This window comes from Hydrogenivirga sp. 128-5-R1-1 (genome assembly GCF_000171895.1).
The window spans coordinates 189,017-203,578 of record NZ_ABHJ01000004.1 but is presented as its reverse complement, the minus strand read 5'-3'; the positions used below and the strand labels follow the sequence as shown (position 1 = coordinate 203,578).

Below are 14,562 nucleotides of genomic sequence, written 5' to 3'. Positions count from 1 at the left end.
AAGGTAGGAGACACCGTAAAGGTCTATTACAGGATAAAGGAAGGAGACAGGGAAAGGATACAGCCCTTTGAAGGAGTAGTGATAAGGATAAGAGGTGGAGGCGTGGACAAGACCTTCACGGTCAGAAAGGAGTCCTACGGCGTGGGGATAGAAAGGATATTTCCCTACTACAGCCCCAACATAGAGAAGATAGAGATCGTGAAGATAGGTAAGGTCAGGAGGGCAAAGCTCTACTTCCTCAGAGAGCTCAAGGGCAAGGTTGCCCAGAGGAAGATCAAGGAGATAAAGAAGTGGGAGTACGAGGCTATGCAGAGGAGGAAGGAGGAAGCCCGCAGACAGAGGGAGGAAGAGCAGAAAGCCCAGGAAGTTGAAGAAACCTCTCAGGAAGAGACTCCTCAGGAGTCTAATGACTGAACACGAGGAGAAGTTCTGGAGAGAAGGTCTCTTAGTTGCGGGAGTTGACGAGGCGGGGCGCGGACCCCTCGCCGGTCCCGTTGTAGCCTCCGCTGTAATACTTCCCCCCTTTACAGAACCATTCCTCAAAGGGGACTCCAAGAAGCTGAGCAGGAAGGAGAGAGAAGAGCTTTACGAGCTCATAAAAGAGACCGCTCTCGCGGTGGGAACAGCTGTGGTGGACAGCGCGGTCATAGACAGGATAAACATCTACCAGGCGACGAAGCTCGCCATGAAGCGTGCCCTTGATGATCTGAAGCACCCCTTTGATGTGGTAATAAGCGATTACGTAAAGCTGGAAGAGTTCAACTGCCTTCCCCTGGTCAAAGGGGACGAGAGGAGTCTATCCTGTGCCTGCGCGAGTGTTGTCGCGAAGGTTCTGAGGGACAGGATAATGGAGAGGTTTCACGAGGTCTACCCGGAGTACGAGTTCGTGAAGCACAAGGGCTACCCGACAAAAAAGCACAGGGAGCTGATAAAGAAGTTCGGCATAACGGAGATACACAGAAGGAGCTTTAGACTTTGAAAAGGGAGGAGTTTTACACATTCATACTCAAAGGACTCGGTATTCTATTCATCTTTGTGCTTGGATACGTAGCTGAAGTGGGACGTAAGTATCCTAATTGGACAGAAGGCGAAAGGGTCCTATTTACAACCGGAGTCATACTTGAGCTCTCAGTTGTGTTTGCCATGATGGTCTTTATATTCAAGTTATGGAGGAGAGTTGGATGAGCTGGGAATGGTATCTCTTCTTCCTCATGGTCGCCCTTGTAATAGGCGGTTTGCTCTATCTGTCCTACGAAGTCCTGAAAGCTTCCGACAAAAGAGAAAAGACAACCTGATGCACACTCCCGTACTCCTTGAAGAGTCTACAGACCTGCTTTTGGAAAATAGTGGAGAACTATACCTTGACTGCACCCTCGGTCTTGGGGGGCATACAAAGAGGATACTTGAGAAGAACCCTCAGGCGTTCGTGATAGGCATAGACAGGGACGAGGAAGCGATAGAGATCGCCAAGGAGAACCTAAAGGAGTTTGAAGGCAGAATCGCCATATACAAGGCGGACTTCGCAGACCTTGACGAGGTTCTCAGGGCGGAAGGAGTTGAGAGGGTTGACGGGATACTCCTTGATCTGGGTGTTTCCATGTTCCAGCTAAAGAGCGAAAGGGGGTTCTCCTTTCAGATAGACGCTCCTCTTGACATGAGAATGGACAAAGACCAGAAGCTAACAGCCTATAAGGTTGTAAACGAATACTCGGAGAAGGAGCTTGCAAGGATTCTGTGGGAGTATGGGGAGGAGAGGCTCAGCAGAAAGATAGCCAGAGCTATAGTCCAGCACAGAAGAGAAAAACCCATAGAGACCACAAAAGAGTTGGCGGAGCTCGTCAGTTCCCTATACCCAGCCCGTATGAGGCACGGCAGGACTCACCCTGCCACGAAGACCTTTCAGGCTATAAGGATAGAGGTAAACAGGGAGTTAGAGAGCCTCAAGACAGCTCTTGGGAAAACACCCGACCTCCTGAACCCGAAGGGCAGATTGGTGGTGATAAGTTTCCACTCCCTTGAGGACAGGATAGTTAAGAACTTCTTCAGAGATAGGTCGGACGCCTTCAGGATTTTAACCAAGAAGCCTATAATTCCCTCGCAGGAGGAAATAGCCATGAACCCTGCCAGCAGAAGTGCTAAATTAAGAGCAGGGGAGAGGATATGAACCCTTTTTTGGCGGTCGGCTTGGGAGTTCTCATATTCCTTGCCAATATGCTCTATTCCGCCTACTCCATAAAGATACTAAAAGAACACTCCCAAAAACTCAGCACCTACAAGAGCCTCAAGGAGGAGAACCTGCGCCTACGGGCGGAAATAGAAAGGATGCTGAACATAAAGGAGTTGGAGAGATACGCCTTACGGCGTGGTTTTAAACCCTTCAACTGGGAGGAGTTCGCCCTTATACTCTTCAAAGAACCTTCAAAGAAAGGTCGCACCAAGAGGCGCCGTAGATAATAGAACCGGAGGATATGTAGTTAACACCCTCTATCGCATACTCCCTAAGGTTCTCAAGGGTTATGTTGCCCGAAACCTCCACCTCAGCCCTACCTCCGACCACCTTCACCGCTTCTCTGACCTCCTCGGGAGAGAAGTTATCTAACATAACTATGTCCACACCCAGCCCAAGTGCCTTCTCAAGCTCCTCTAAGCTCTCCACCTCTATCTCAACCTTGTACGCTGGGCTGACTTTTTCTCTGACACGCATCACCGCAGCTCATACCGCCCGCCAGTTTTTTGTGGTTGTCCTTTATGAGCACCATGTCGTATAGGGCGAACCTGTGGTTAGACCCTCCGCCGACCCTCACCGCGTATTTCTCAAAGAACCTGTATCCCGGCGTGGTTTTGCGCGTGTCCAGAATTTTTATACCCGTTCCCTCCAAAGCCTGCACGAATTCCCTCGTCCTTGTGGCTATACCCGATAAACTCTGGAGTATGTTTAGCGCCAACCTCTCACCGCTGAGTATGATCTCAGCCCTGCCATCAAGCTCAAGGATCGTGTCTCCTTTTTTAAACTCACCGCCTTCGCTCACGAGGGGCTTTACATAAACACCGCCCAGCATCAAGAACAGCTCTTGAACGAAGGGAAGCCCTGCGAGGACTCCTCTATCCTTTGCCTTTATCACCGCGCGAACGGTCTCTTCAGAAACTATCAACTCCGTGGTCAGGTCACCCGTCCCGAGGTCTTCCTCCAAAAAACGCTGAAGCTGAGATCGGATAAAGAGTCTGTTCATAACCTATATGTTATCATCTGCCCTGATGGATAAACCCAGAGTCATAGCTCACAGAGGTTACAGCTCAAAGTTCAGAGAGAACACTTGGGACGCCTTTGAGGGAGCCTACAGCGTGGGAGCGCACATGATAGAGCTTGATCTCGTCCTAACCAAGGACAGAAAGATATGGGTAAACCATGACCTTGAGATGGACGGAAGGCTGGTGAGGGATCTGACCCTTGAGGAGGCTAAGGTGCTCGTTCCGGGTTCTATGGAAATCTCAGAAGTGCTCTCTTGGGCGCAGGAGAGGGGCATCGGGCTCTACCTTGACATAAAGGACAGGGAGATGATAAACGAACTCACGGAAGTTCTCAAGGACTTCGGGCACGGCGCCAGCATAGTTGTATCCTCTTCGGACGACTTTCCCTTCATGAGGAGGTTCAAGGAACTGAACGACCACATATTGACCGCCCTGCTCTTCAGGAACCTCCTGCCACCGGAGGATATGGTGACCTTCGGGAAGAAGTATCACGGAGATATAATCCACCCTTGCTGGGAGGACAAGCACTCGTTCCCGCACACCTTGATAAGCGAGGAGGATATAAGGCACATGACCTCTGAGGGTTTTGAGGTGGTCTGCTGGCACGAGGAGAGAGAAGACGAACTCAGAGAGCTGGTCAAGAAGGGCTTCTGGGGTATAACCACCAACGATCCCGCAAAGCTCGTGTCCATACTCAAAGAGTCCTGATCACTCTCTTCCTTTCTCCTTCCAGACAAGATACAGGGTCAGAGCCACCCTGAGGTTGGTGAGTACGGCAAGAACAACGAAGAGGGCACTTATCCACCCGAATAGGCAGAAAACCATTATCAAAAATACCCTCTCATCTCTCTTTCCGAGGAGAAATCTAAGTTGTTTTATCACGCCGTAGGCGTCCTCGCAGTAAGCTCCTCTGAACCTCTCGGTGGTGTAGCTGACCATGAGTGTTCCAAAGAGGGCGAGTAAGACCCATAGGAGGAAGTTTGCGGGAGGTTTCAGCCATAGGGCAAGGGCAGATAAGAATAGAAAATCCGCGTACCTATCAAGCACCGAGTCAAGGTACCCTCCGAACTTGGTAGTTCTCATACTTGCACGGGCTATCTCTCCATCTATCCCGTCCATCATGGAGCTGAGTTGGTAGAGGAGACCTCCCAGCGTCGGACTAAACAGGGCAATGAGAGAGGAAAACACAGCCACGAGGAAGGTAAGCCAAGTAGCCTGATTGGGAGTGATCCTGTCCACGAGCTTCTCCGATAGCCAGAGGGAGAACCTACGGTTGAGATTCCTTGAGACAAATCCGTCACCGACACCCTTGACCGACGCCCTCAGGAGTTCCCTCTTAGCTCTCTCCACGTCTTGGGGAGTATCCACGTCCGTCCAGAATTCTCCAGATACTAAGGTGCACCTTACCTTTGCGGACTTGACTATCTCACTGAGGGTTATCTTTTCTCTTTCATTGATCAACCGCTCCGCGGTCTCAAATATACTCTCTCCAAGGATAAAAAATCCCGTGTCGTATCCATTGAAATCCCTGAGCTTCTTACCTATATCCTCAACCCTTCCCTCCTTGCAGAGAACCTTCGTTGCTTCTTCCCTGTCTGTATAGAGGGCAAGATCGTCAACTATGAGCCCTTCACCCTCAAGAGCCTTCTCTATGAATTCCTCCGAGTAGATATGGTCGCCCATCGTAAGGACAAACCTGTCCTTGACGTGATCCTTGGCTAAGTATAGGGAATACCCGTTCTCTCTCTCCGGATCCGGGTTCAGAACTACCTTGTAGTTTATTCTGAGCTTCTTAACAAATTCCTCAATGGGTTTTCTATTTGTTTCGTTCACCACAAAGATGAAGTTGATGACACCTCTATCTTTTAAGAGCTTTATCGTTCTGTAGAGTATCTCCCTGCCAGCCACCTTGATGAGCTGTTTAGGAAGGTGCTCCGGAAAGCCCTGCATCCTCCTTGCAAGACCTGCGCAGAGGATAACAGCAGTGTCCATCAGCCACCTCCCAGCTCAAGTCTCACCCTCTTAAAGACTCCCACCCAGTCCTCCCACTTTAACCTACCCGTCTGGGTGTTCTGCTTACTGGGATGGTAAGAAGTCATGAGTGTGTAAGGAAGCCCTTCGGGCTTGTAAACAAAGTTGTGCCCGAACTTTATCCCTCTTAGCTGAGCGGTCGGGTAGAGCTTTTTTAAAGCCATCAGCGTCCCTTTTAGGGCTATACTCCCGAGGCAGAGGATAACCTTAACCTCTTTCAAAATCTCCAGTTCTCTGATCAGAAAGGTGTTGCAGTTCTCCATCTCTTCTTTGGTGGGTTTGTTCTCCGGCGGAGCGCACCTTACCACAGCGGTGATGTATGCACCCTTCAGATCAAGCCCGTCGTCTTTGTTCACGGACTCGGGTTTGTTGGCAAAGCCTGTCTCGTATAGCGCCCTTGCGAGCCAGTTGCCCGAGCTGTCGCCCGTGAACATCCTACCTGTCCTGTTCCCTCCATGCGCTGCGGGCGCCAGACCCACGATCAATAGTTCAGCCTTTGGATCTCCAAAGCCCGGTAGAGGTTTCCCCCAGTAATCCTCCTTTGCAAACCTCTTAACCTTCTTCCTCGCAACATCCCTTATGTATTCAGAAATGCGCGGGCACCTCTGACAGCTGATTATCTCCTCTTTTAGCAGATCCAGCTCCTTCATGGGGAAGATAATTATAAGAGATGGATTACGTAGTTATAGGAAGGGTGATAGACACCTTTGGTGTGAAAGGAGAGTTGAAGGTCATTCCCTTTGCCCCTGTGGAGATCTTTGAGAATCTGAGTAAAGTCTATCTAAAGAGATCGGGGGGTGGATACATTCCCTTTAAAGTGGAGAGAGTAAAAGAACACGGAAACGCGTTTGTTATCAAGCTAAAGGGCTACGATTTCCTTGAGGAGGCTGATCAATTCAGAGGCGCTCACCTCTTCCTGCCCGAAAAGGAACTCCCACCCAGAGAGGAAGACGAATTCTACGCTTACGAACTTGTAGGTATGGAGGTTTGGACTGACAAGGGCAGAAGGCTCGGCAGAGTTAAAAGGGTTGAAGACCTCGGCGTTTACGACATGCTCATCTTAGAGGACGAAAAAACCATGATCCCCTTTGTTGGGGATATAGTTCTGGACGTGGATAGGGAAGGGAAGAGAGTTAAGGTAAAAGAGGAGCTCGTAACTCTTTAACCATAAATAGAAAATAAATCTCAAAATTGGAGACTCACACTTTCCTTTAAGGGGGATTTATGACCACTATCATAGTAATAGATATTGAGATTTGATTTCATTTTCTAAAACTTGCAGGAGGTTACAGGTTATGGTGAAAAAAGGTCTCTTGTCGGGGCTGATAGCCTCAGGGGTTCTCTTTGCCCAACCTTCCGAGGAGCTCAAGGTTATCAAGGAAGAGGTTGAGGTGTTGAAGGAGGAACTGAGGAAGCTGAAGTTGGAGATGTCCATGCCCCAGATAACAACTTACGAGAGTTATACAGGACTTGGTCCTGCTGCTTCAAAGGCGCTTCTGAACCCTAAGGGCGTGTCCATAGGTGGGTACGGAGAGGTGTGGTTCGTCCATAACCCGGACAGTAAGCCCAAGACGAAGTTTGATGCTTACAGGTTCATCATATATCTGGGATATGCCTTCACCGAAAGGTTGAAGTTTAACTCTGAGATAGAGATAGAGCATGCGTATGTTGAAGGTGGAGAGGACAGCGGAGAGGTAGCCCTTGAATTCGCCTTCTTAGACTACAGGTTTGCGGACAGCTTCGGGATAAGGGGGGGTATGGTTCTCGTTCCCGTCGGAATAACCAACGAGTATCACGAACCACCTACCTACCTGAGCGTTAAACAGCCCTATCTGGAGAAAGTTCTATTCCCATTCACCTGGAGAGAGAACGGCGTTGGCGTGTATGGAGAAACCGACCTTTTAGAGTACAGAGCCTATGTAATAAACGGCATGAAAGCTAAAAAGGGCAGCTATAAGGTGGGAAGTCCTCTCAAAAAACTCCACCAGAAGGGCGGTCAGGCTGCCGCAGACCAGCTTGCCTTCACGGGAAGGCTTGACGTGAAGTTGCCCCTGAACCTTAAGGTAGGTGCTTCAACTTTCATAACGGGCGTTCAGGACGAGCAGGGGAACAAGGTTGGAACCATCTCACTATTCTCTCCTCACCTGTGGTGGCAGTATGCAGGGTTTGATGTCCGCTTCGTGGGAGCTTACGCCTCCGTCAATGATGCAGATAAGATAAGTGCAACCCTTGACGACTCCTCCGGCACTCCTGAGGTTTTCCCGGAAAGGATGCAGGGATTTTATTTGCAGGTTGCCTACAACGTCTTCAGGTTCATGGACACTGAACAGGAGCTGTACGTATTTGCAAAGTACGAGGACATAGACCCTTACGCCTCAACGCCTTCGGGTTATACGAAGCCCTCAGGTGTGTCCTTTAAGGTATATAACGTCGGTCTGTCCTACAAACCGCACCCTCTGATAGCCCTAAAGACCGATTACGTGAGGCTCAATAAGGAAGATGCTGAAGACGAGAGTCTGTACAACGCTGCTATAACTTGGATGTTCTGAGCACCCATTACGGCTGTCGCAGGGGGAGGGAGGAAAATATTGAAAGGAGGCGGTAGTATGCCGAGAGATAGATGGCTTTCCGACGAGTACATAAGGGAGAGGCTGAGCATAGCCTCAAAGCTCGCGAGGAGTTTCAGGGTAGACGAGTTCAAGGTTATGTTCTTTGTACCCGTAGGAGACGAGAGGATATGTGACCTTGCAGAGGAGCTCGGTTTTAACGTCTGCCGGGAACGGAGAGAGCTTATAATCTGTGTGAAACGTTAGGCTTCGTGAGATGTGTATTTGAATCCTATTCCGTTCTCTACTACTGAAGAAGTTTTAGCGTCACCAAAATCCTGCAGTTCACTTTTGTGATTGATACATGAGATAGGGGTGCTATTGGTATGGAAGCACACAGCACGTATATAAAAGAACCCATACTGGACCTGCTCTGGAGAGTATGGGGCTATGAGGTATTGACAGGTAGAAATGTGATCTTAGGAGACAGAGAGTTTATATTCTCTAACCTGAATGAGATTATAGACTTCATACTGCTCTGTCCAAAAATAGCTTTAGATACTCCCTGTTCTTTGCATCTTCCCCTTTCACATATGCGGACAGGCTCATGTTCATACCACCCCTGCCATCATAAGCATATTCATTATCCCTACCTTGAACACCAGTTCCTTCTTCATATTCTCAAACTTCAAACTCACTACATACTCCCCAAACCATCGCTTGAATACTGAGAAGAAATTCTCCACAAGCCACCTCTTGCCATACTCTATTCTTTCCTTCCATCGCCTCTTCCCCCTCCTTATAGCCCTTACCACTTCATCCCTCAATGGATTTCCCCTTACCTTCGCCCCCTTCCTCACAAGCACTCCCGCACATATACCCTCATCATGCAAATACCTGAAAAACTCATGTGTGTCGTATCCGCTATCAGCCACAACCTTGCTCACTTTCTTGCCCTTGTCCTTTGCCTCCCTCTTAGCACCTTCTACAAGCTTTTTAGCTTTCTGACTGTCATGGACTCTCTCGTCCGTTACCTCTATCTCCACTACCTTCTTCCTTTTGAGGTCAAAGGCTACGTGTAGTTTTATCCATCCTTTCCTTGCCCTCTTGCCATGCTTCTTCCTGAGCCATTCCCCTCTGTTGGTAACCTTTATGCCCGTGGAGTCAAGGACTATTACGAAGTCATCTGGCAGGTCTTCCGGGTCTGGGAAGTCTTTAATGTTTATTTCCATGGTTTTGAATCTGTAGTGTAGAGTCCTGAAGTCAGGGATTTTCAAGCCTGAGTTTTGGAAGAGCTTTTTAGCGAGTCCCTGGGTTTGTCCGTATGGGAGTTTCAGGGCGAACTTTATGAAGAGGAGCATCAAGATGAGGTGGTCTGAATACACCGGCGGTCTACCTGTATTTCTATTCCTCTCACTCTTAGCTTTTAGACCAAAGCTCATGGAGTCTATGAGTATTTCACCCCTCTTTACAAGCTCTCCGTTGTATTTGCTCCAGTCCCTGCTCATGGGTCTTTATTCTAATGGGTAGGGCTTTTTAGACAAAGCAAGGATATAGTGTTGCAGGTGAATAGGGAAAGGAAGAGCATAGAGGTGAGTGGGAAGATGGTTGTGGGGTTAGGATATGTGGTGCTAAATATTGAATGCGTGCTTTAGACCAAACGAATCAAGTTTCTTGAAAATTTGGTCTATTATGTCGCTATCATCTTCTATACGTTTCATAAGCCTAATTATGTCTGTGTCACTGTATTTTCCTTTAGATAATATACGAATTAAATCTTTCCCTTTATAGAATTCATAAGGATTATTTATTATTTTCTCAAAGCACTTATCTGCCAGTCCGTCTATACCCTTATTTTTAAGTATTTCCTTAAAGGATTTAATATTGTCACTTGATACAGAAAGATTTTGGATGTATATATCTAGTTCTCTTATATCACTACGAATACTGTCTATAATATTATCCTTGTTTCTATTTAAGTGCTCATATATTAACTCATTAACTTCGCTTTCTTTGATACCAAAAACCTTTGCCAGAACATCTGGGATGATAAATAGGTTTTCTATAGAATAGAAAGGTAGTACCCGAATAGAAGGTGTAATATTGTTGTCTTCAAACGAGTAAAACTTCTTAACAAATTCCCTTATACAATCTTCGTATGACTTTCTTAATATATCTAAGGTTGCCCTATAATCTGCATCTAGTATTACTACTGAGTTGTCTATCGTATTTTTTATGATTCCTAAAAGTTCTTTATAATTATATGTAGATTTATTAGAAAGTAATACAATAGGTATTATTGATCCGAAGAACATTGGCAATATTGAAACAGATTGCCTGCTACCTATTGGTATTATTAGATACTCATTAAGCACTTTCCTGTAATCATCTCTGTATTTGAACAATGTTTCTATTATGTTTTTGTCTGAAAATCCTTCCACGAGAAGCATTTTCTCTTTTTTGACTAAATCATTGGCTTTTCTCCCTATTATTTCTATATATCCTAATGTAGTTAGGAAATTAAATATATTTTCTACTGCTGCTTCATTTCTAACTATAGATTTTTCTTTTTTGTCAACTAATATGAATGATACGGCTGTAGAACTATCAGGAATAAGTTTAGGATCGTGAGTGCTATAAAATAATTGTATGTTAAACTTGCTACACAAATGTATTATGTATTCCGAAGCTTTTGTTTTTAAGGTAGGGTGCATATGTAGGAATGGTTCATCCATGAGCAAAAATGAATTACCCACTTCTCTGAGGAAGTGGATAAGCAAGGTTAGATACACTATGTCTTTCAATCCTTGTCCAACATTGGATATTTCTACGTACGCTTTTTGCTCAGGTGTTATAGGTCTATCTTTAAAGAAATTTTTAAATGCACTGACGTATTCACTTCCAGATACGCTTATATTATTTACATCTATATGATTTTTAAAGTCTTTATATATGTCTTCAAAACCCATATCCTTACAAAATTGTCTTACTTCATCTTCATCTTTCAAATCCACAGAATCTATATCTAGATCGTACCTTATGGTAAGGTGTTGTTTCCATTTATCTTGTTCAGATTTGAGTTCATATATATTGAAATATTCATCCAGTCCTTCATCTATTAAGTTATCTAACTTGTCTTCAAAGTAAGAAGCTAAACTTCTAATTATTTCATCATGCTTTGAGTCATATAGGTTTTTTAATATGTAAGACTTTAAGCTTTCACCTGTGCCTATGTATAGTTCTGAGTTCTTGGGGGTTATGCTCTTATCTATGTAAATAATATTTATGCTTTTAAAAAAGTCCTTGTATATATTTAAATTGTAGAGTGTGTCTTCATCAATGCTCAAATAAAAACTGCCATTTTCATAGCCTATTTTAATATTTAGGTTAATGGTAGTACCATTTCCAATATCCTCAAATTCACTTTCAAATCTTATAGTTGTATTTACCCTGTTTTGTCCTATAATATTTCTGTGCCAAAATATAGATTTTATCGTACTAGATGTGTCCGAACCGTTTATAGGCGAAAAGAATTCTTTAGATACATATAAACGGTATTCGCCTCTAACTTTATATAAACTGCCTATATTCTCAGCGAACAGTTTTATAGCTTTTAAATGTAGTAACAGTCCAATTAATAATGATGTTTTCCCAGAGTCATTTTCGCCAACCACTATATTTACTTTGTTAAGATATGTACGTGTATTGAATTTTAATCTTCTAAAACTCTCTGATTTAAAAGATGAAATTATAAATTTGGTTGTAGTATTGTATTCTATTATGCTAGCTTCCTTCATAAATTTAAACATTAGTTCCAAAACAGTTTTAATGTTCTTTCTAATGTCCGCTTTATTATCACTTTCGTATATTCCTGCAAATAGATTGCTGTGGTTATGCAAGTAAAATAGCCCATACGTCCCCAGTTTAGACGGCTTTATTTTATCTTCCGGTATTAAGTAAAATCCTGCTTCCCTCAACTGGGATTCGTGCGCTCGCATCTTTTCATACAGTTGTTCCCAAGTTCTTTCATCTTGAACCTCAAGCATAAAACCTCTGTTGGATACATTTATTTGTAATTTGTCCTTGTTTTTACTATAAAGCTCTACTATGATCCTTGTATTTCCTTGCTTACTAATATGGGTATAAGGGTATCCTCCATCATTTAGGGTTTTTTCTATGCATTCAAAGAATAAATCTACATCAAAACTGCCATGGTCTAAAGAAAAGAGTTCTTCCTTTATGAAACGTGCAAACTCTTCACTTAGTTCATGATAAGCTTCCCACTCTTTTCCATCATCTCTTGGAAACCAACCTTCCAGCGATTTAATTAATCTCTTTGCACTGATGTTTAAGTCCCTTGCAAGCTCGTATACCTTCACAATACAAGTTCAATTATAACACCCTAAACTCCCGCCATTACCTCCTCTCTCAGACCTTTTGCCATCTCTACCATGTTTTTTAGGGCGGGCTCTACCTCTTCCCATCTTCTCGTTTTGAGTCCGCAGTCGGGGTTTACCCAGAGGAGCTCTTTGGGGAGGACTTTCATTGAGCGTTCCATGACCGCCTTCATCTCCTCTTTGGTGGGGATCGCGGGGGAGTGTATGTCATAAACTCCTATTCCTATCTGTCTGTCCCAGCCCTTGAACTTCTCAAAGGCGGATATTATCTCTCCCTTGCTTCTTGAGGCTTCTATGGATATGACGTCAAAGTCCATCTGGTAGATGTACTCAATTATCTCGTTGAACTCAGAGTAGCACATGTGGGTGTGTATCTGGGTCTGGGGTTTAGCCCTTGAAGATAGTCTGAATGCCTTAACAGCCCAGTTGAAATACTCCTGCCAGTCCTTCCTCTTTAGGGGGACTCCTTCTCTGAAGGCGGGTTCGTCTATCTGGATTATCTTTATGCCGGCACCTTCAAGGTCGCTGACCTCGTCAAGGAGGGCGAGGGCTATCTGGTAGGCTATCACCCTCTTGGGAACGTCCTCTCTGTAGTAGCTCCAGTTGAGAATGGTCACAGGTCCCGTGAGCATACCCTTGACGGGTTTGTCCGTAAGAGACTGGGCGTAGGTTATCTCCTCAAGGGTCATGGGCTTGGGTCTGGAGACGTCTCCGTAGATTATGGGCGGTCTGTAAACACGGGATCCGTAAGAGAGAACCCAGCCGTGCTTGGTGGTGGCAATGCCGTCTAATTTAAAGGCGAAGAACTCCACCATGTCCGTCCTCTCAAACTCTCCGTGAACGAGGACGTCAAGCCCGACCTCCTCTTGGAAGGCTATAACGTGTTCTATCTGCTTCTTTATGAACTCCTTGTATTCTGACTCGCTTATCTTGCCCGTCCTGTAAGCGGTTCTCATCTTCCTGACTTCGGGAGTTTGGGGGTAGGAACCTATGGTGGTGGTGGGGAATAGGGGGAGTTTGAGTATGTCCCTCTGGAGTTTATCCCTCTCCTCGTAGGGGACTTCCCTTCTGAAGTCCTCGTCTTTTAGGGCGGTTATCCTTCTCCTGACCTCCGCATTCTCTCCGAAGCTGACCTCAAGGAGCTTGCTGGTGGCTTCTACCTCTTTTAGAGCTTCCTTATCACCGCCGAAGGCGGTCTTTAAAACTCTAAGTTCCTTTAACTTCTCCTTTGCGAAAGAGAGCCTCTCCTTTAGACCCTCGGGCAGGTCTTCCTCGGGCTCTACGCTAACTGGGAGGTGATACAGCGGGCAGGAGTTGGAGACGGAGAGGTTGTCGGTGAGTTTGGACAGATCCTCCAGAGTCCTGAGCTTTTCCGAGAGGTCTGCCCTCCATGGCTGTCTGCCGTTGATGATGCCTGCGATAAGCTCTTTGTCCTTGGGAAAGCCTTTCTCTTTTATGTTCTGGAGGTTTTCCTTGTTGGAGACGAGGTCAAAGTGGAGTGCCTGAACGGGTAGGGAGGTATATCTCTCGTAGTCGGAGACGCTGTCGTAGTACGTAAAGAGGGCTATCTCTATCCCGACCTTGGAGAGTTCGCTGTATATCTTCTCAACTATGTCCCACTGCCAGTCTTCCGTGTCAAGGACGAGGGCGGGTTCCTCTATGTGAACTCTCTGACAGCCAGCTTTTTTGAGGGACTCAAGAACTTCTCTATAGACGGGTACGAGCTTGTCCGTGAGGCGTTCAAACTGGTCTCTGTCTTCTATCTTCTCTATTTCGTATAGGGGTAGTTCTCCCTTCTTTCTTCTGAGTGCCTTGGACATTCTAAGGAAGGTGTAGGCTCCGATTATATGGGGTGCGGTCTCGTAACCTTTTTGCTTGTAGAACTCATAATCGTTGAGGGGTTTGTTTATAAAGAGCTTGAACTCTTCTCTTTCTATCTCGGGGACGAGGTAGTGGTAGTTGGTGTTGAACCACTTGGTCATCTCCAGGGCGCTCTTGCCTCTCGCCATCTCAAAATAGGTCTCCATTCCCTTATACTCTCCGAACCTCTGGGGAACGGCACCTACCATAAGAGCGGTATCCAGCATAAAGTCGTAGTAGGAGAGTTCGTTGGAAGGTATTACGTCCGCATTCTCTTTGTATAGGTCAGCCCTCCAAAGGGCGAGGTCTCTCATGCCTGCGTGGAGTTCTTCTTCACTTATGTTTCCTTTCCAGAAATCCTCTAAGAGCTTCTTGAACTCTCTCTTCTCTCCGAGCTTGGGAAGACCAAAGGCGATAGCTTTCATATCAAATCCTCCAGAGGAACATACTCAGAATTTTAATTATAGGCGGGAGGGATC

At 45.8% G+C, this 14,562-nt stretch carries 14 protein-coding genes and 1 pseudogene; 9 read left to right on the top strand and 6 right to left on the bottom strand.

Annotated elements, in window-relative coordinates:
- The 5 genes from rplS to HG1285_RS11740 form a co-directional block, all read left to right on the top strand.
- Nucleotides 1–414: 50S ribosomal protein L19 (rplS, locus tag HG1285_RS11720; RefSeq protein WP_008286948.1), on the top strand; the 414-nt coding region annotated here is incomplete at its 5' end.
- Nucleotides 368–979 carry a ribonuclease HII gene (locus HG1285_RS11725; RefSeq protein WP_083793044.1) on the top strand — a complete coding sequence of 204 codons (612 nt, stop codon included), beginning with the start codon at nucleotides 368–370 and terminating at the stop codon, nucleotides 977–979. The genes rplS and HG1285_RS11725, both read left to right, overlap by 47 nt.
- Nucleotides 976–1,185, top strand: coding sequence for a hypothetical protein (locus tag HG1285_RS11730; RefSeq protein WP_008286945.1), 210 nt, complete (start codon nucleotides 976–978; stop codon nucleotides 1,183–1,185). The genes HG1285_RS11725 and HG1285_RS11730 overlap by 4 nt, the downstream gene beginning before the upstream one ends.
- Nucleotides 1,186–1,294: 109 nt before the next feature.
- Nucleotides 1,295–2,164 (top strand): 16S rRNA (cytosine(1402)-N(4))-methyltransferase RsmH, encoded by an 870-nt coding sequence (gene rsmH, locus HG1285_RS11735; RefSeq protein ID WP_008286943.1) that lies wholly within the window; start codon nucleotides 1,295–1,297, stop codon nucleotides 2,162–2,164.
- The gene (locus HG1285_RS11740) at nucleotides 2,161–2,454 is read left to right on the top strand and encodes a hypothetical protein (protein ID WP_008286942.1); all 294 of its coding nucleotides are present in this window, start codon (nucleotides 2,161–2,163) and stop codon (nucleotides 2,452–2,454) included. Before rsmH ends, HG1285_RS11740 begins: the two co-directional genes overlap by 4 nt.
- On the opposite strand, the pseudogene nadC reads toward HG1285_RS11740, so the two are convergent.
- Nucleotides 2,408–3,230, bottom strand: a pseudogene (gene nadC, locus HG1285_RS18105) (carboxylating nicotinate-nucleotide diphosphorylase). The gene HG1285_RS11740 and the pseudogene nadC overlap by 47 nt on opposite strands.
- A 25-nt stretch (nucleotides 3,231–3,255) precedes the next feature.
- Here nadC and HG1285_RS11745 point away from each other — a divergent pair.
- Nucleotides 3,256–3,957, top strand: a complete 702-nt coding sequence (locus tag HG1285_RS11745; RefSeq protein WP_008286939.1) for a glycerophosphodiester phosphodiesterase — start codon at nucleotides 3,256–3,258, stop codon at nucleotides 3,955–3,957.
- Here HG1285_RS11745 and HG1285_RS11750 read toward each other — a convergent pair whose 3' ends face one another.
- Nucleotides 3,958–5,241 carry a bifunctional L-myo-inositol-1-phosphate cytidylyltransferase/CDP-L-myo-inositol myo-inositolphosphotransferase gene (locus HG1285_RS11750; protein WP_008286938.1) on the bottom strand — a complete coding sequence of 428 codons (1,284 nt, stop codon included), beginning with the start codon at nucleotides 5,239–5,241 and terminating at the stop codon, nucleotides 3,958–3,960.
- Entirely contained in the window at nucleotides 5,241–5,930 is a 690-nt protein-coding gene (locus HG1285_RS11755) for a uracil-DNA glycosylase (RefSeq protein WP_008286937.1), read from the bottom strand. Before HG1285_RS11755 ends, HG1285_RS11750 begins: the two co-directional genes overlap by 1 nt.
- 20 nt (nucleotides 5,931–5,950) lie before the next feature.
- Here HG1285_RS11755 and rimM point away from each other — a divergent pair, with 20 nt between their 5' ends.
- The 3 genes from rimM (at nucleotide 5,951) to HG1285_RS11770 (ending at nucleotide 8,093) form a co-directional block, all read left to right on the top strand.
- Nucleotides 5,951–6,445 carry a ribosome maturation factor RimM gene (gene rimM / locus HG1285_RS11760; RefSeq protein ID WP_008286936.1) on the top strand — a complete coding sequence of 165 codons (495 nt, stop codon included), beginning with the start codon at nucleotides 5,951–5,953 and terminating at the stop codon, nucleotides 6,443–6,445.
- A 130-nt stretch (nucleotides 6,446–6,575) separates the two neighbouring features.
- A complete protein-coding gene (locus HG1285_RS11765) occupies nucleotides 6,576–7,829 on the top strand; it encodes a hypothetical protein (protein ID WP_008286935.1) in 1,254 nt (417 codons plus the stop codon).
- A gap of 57 nt (nucleotides 7,830–7,886) precedes the next feature.
- Complete coding sequence (locus tag HG1285_RS11770; RefSeq protein WP_008286934.1) at nucleotides 7,887–8,093, top strand: hypothetical protein; 207 nt, start codon at nucleotides 7,887–7,889, stop codon at nucleotides 8,091–8,093.
- Nucleotides 8,094–8,437: 344 nt separating this feature from the next.
- Here HG1285_RS11770 and HG1285_RS11775 read toward each other — a convergent pair whose 3' ends face one another.
- The 3 genes from HG1285_RS11775 to metE form a co-directional block, all read right to left on the bottom strand.
- Nucleotides 8,438–9,334, bottom strand: coding sequence for an IS5-like element ISHysp1 family transposase (locus tag HG1285_RS11775; RefSeq protein ID WP_008286933.1), 897 nt, complete (start codon nucleotides 9,332–9,334; stop codon nucleotides 8,438–8,440).
- A gap of 123 nt (nucleotides 9,335–9,457) precedes the next feature.
- Nucleotides 9,458–12,205, bottom strand: coding sequence for an AAA family ATPase (locus HG1285_RS11780; protein ID WP_008286932.1), 2,748 nt, complete (start codon nucleotides 12,203–12,205; stop codon nucleotides 9,458–9,460).
- 23 nt (nucleotides 12,206–12,228) lie between these two features.
- Nucleotides 12,229–14,508, bottom strand: coding sequence for a 5-methyltetrahydropteroyltriglutamate--homocysteine S-methyltransferase (metE, locus tag HG1285_RS11785; RefSeq protein WP_008286930.1), 2,280 nt, complete (start codon nucleotides 14,506–14,508; stop codon nucleotides 12,229–12,231).
- Nucleotides 14,509–14,562 lie beyond the last annotated feature (54 nt).

What these genes read in the sequence shown, in the direction of transcription:
- rsmH (WP_008286943.1), top strand. Translation starts at nt 1,295, where the DNA reads ATGCACACTCCCGTACTCCTTGAAGAGTCTACAGACCTGCTTTTGGAA.
- HG1285_RS11740 (WP_008286942.1), top strand. Translation starts at nt 2,161, where the DNA reads ATGAACCCTTTTTTGGCGGTCGGCTTGGGAGTTCTCATATTCCTTGCC.
- HG1285_RS11745 (WP_008286939.1), top strand. Translation starts at nt 3,256, where the DNA reads ATGGATAAACCCAGAGTCATAGCTCACAGAGGTTACAGCTCAAAGTTC.
- HG1285_RS11750 (WP_008286938.1), bottom strand. Translation starts at nt 5,241, where the DNA reads ATGGACACTGCTGTTATCCTCTGCGCAGGTCTTGCAAGGAGGATGCAG.
- HG1285_RS11755 (WP_008286937.1), bottom strand. Translation starts at nt 5,930, where the DNA reads ATGAAGGAGCTGGATCTGCTAAAAGAGGAGATAATCAGCTGTCAGAGG.
- rimM (WP_008286936.1), top strand. Translation starts at nt 5,951, where the DNA reads ATGGATTACGTAGTTATAGGAAGGGTGATAGACACCTTTGGTGTGAAA.
- HG1285_RS11765 (WP_008286935.1), top strand. Translation starts at nt 6,576, where the DNA reads ATGGTGAAAAAAGGTCTCTTGTCGGGGCTGATAGCCTCAGGGGTTCTC.
- HG1285_RS11770 (WP_008286934.1), top strand. Translation starts at nt 7,887, where the DNA reads ATGCCGAGAGATAGATGGCTTTCCGACGAGTACATAAGGGAGAGGCTG.
- HG1285_RS11775 (WP_008286933.1), bottom strand. Translation starts at nt 9,334, where the DNA reads ATGAGCAGGGACTGGAGCAAATACAACGGAGAGCTTGTAAAGAGGGGT.
- metE (WP_008286930.1), bottom strand. Translation starts at nt 14,508, where the DNA reads ATGAAAGCTATCGCCTTTGGTCTTCCCAAGCTCGGAGAGAAGAGAGAG.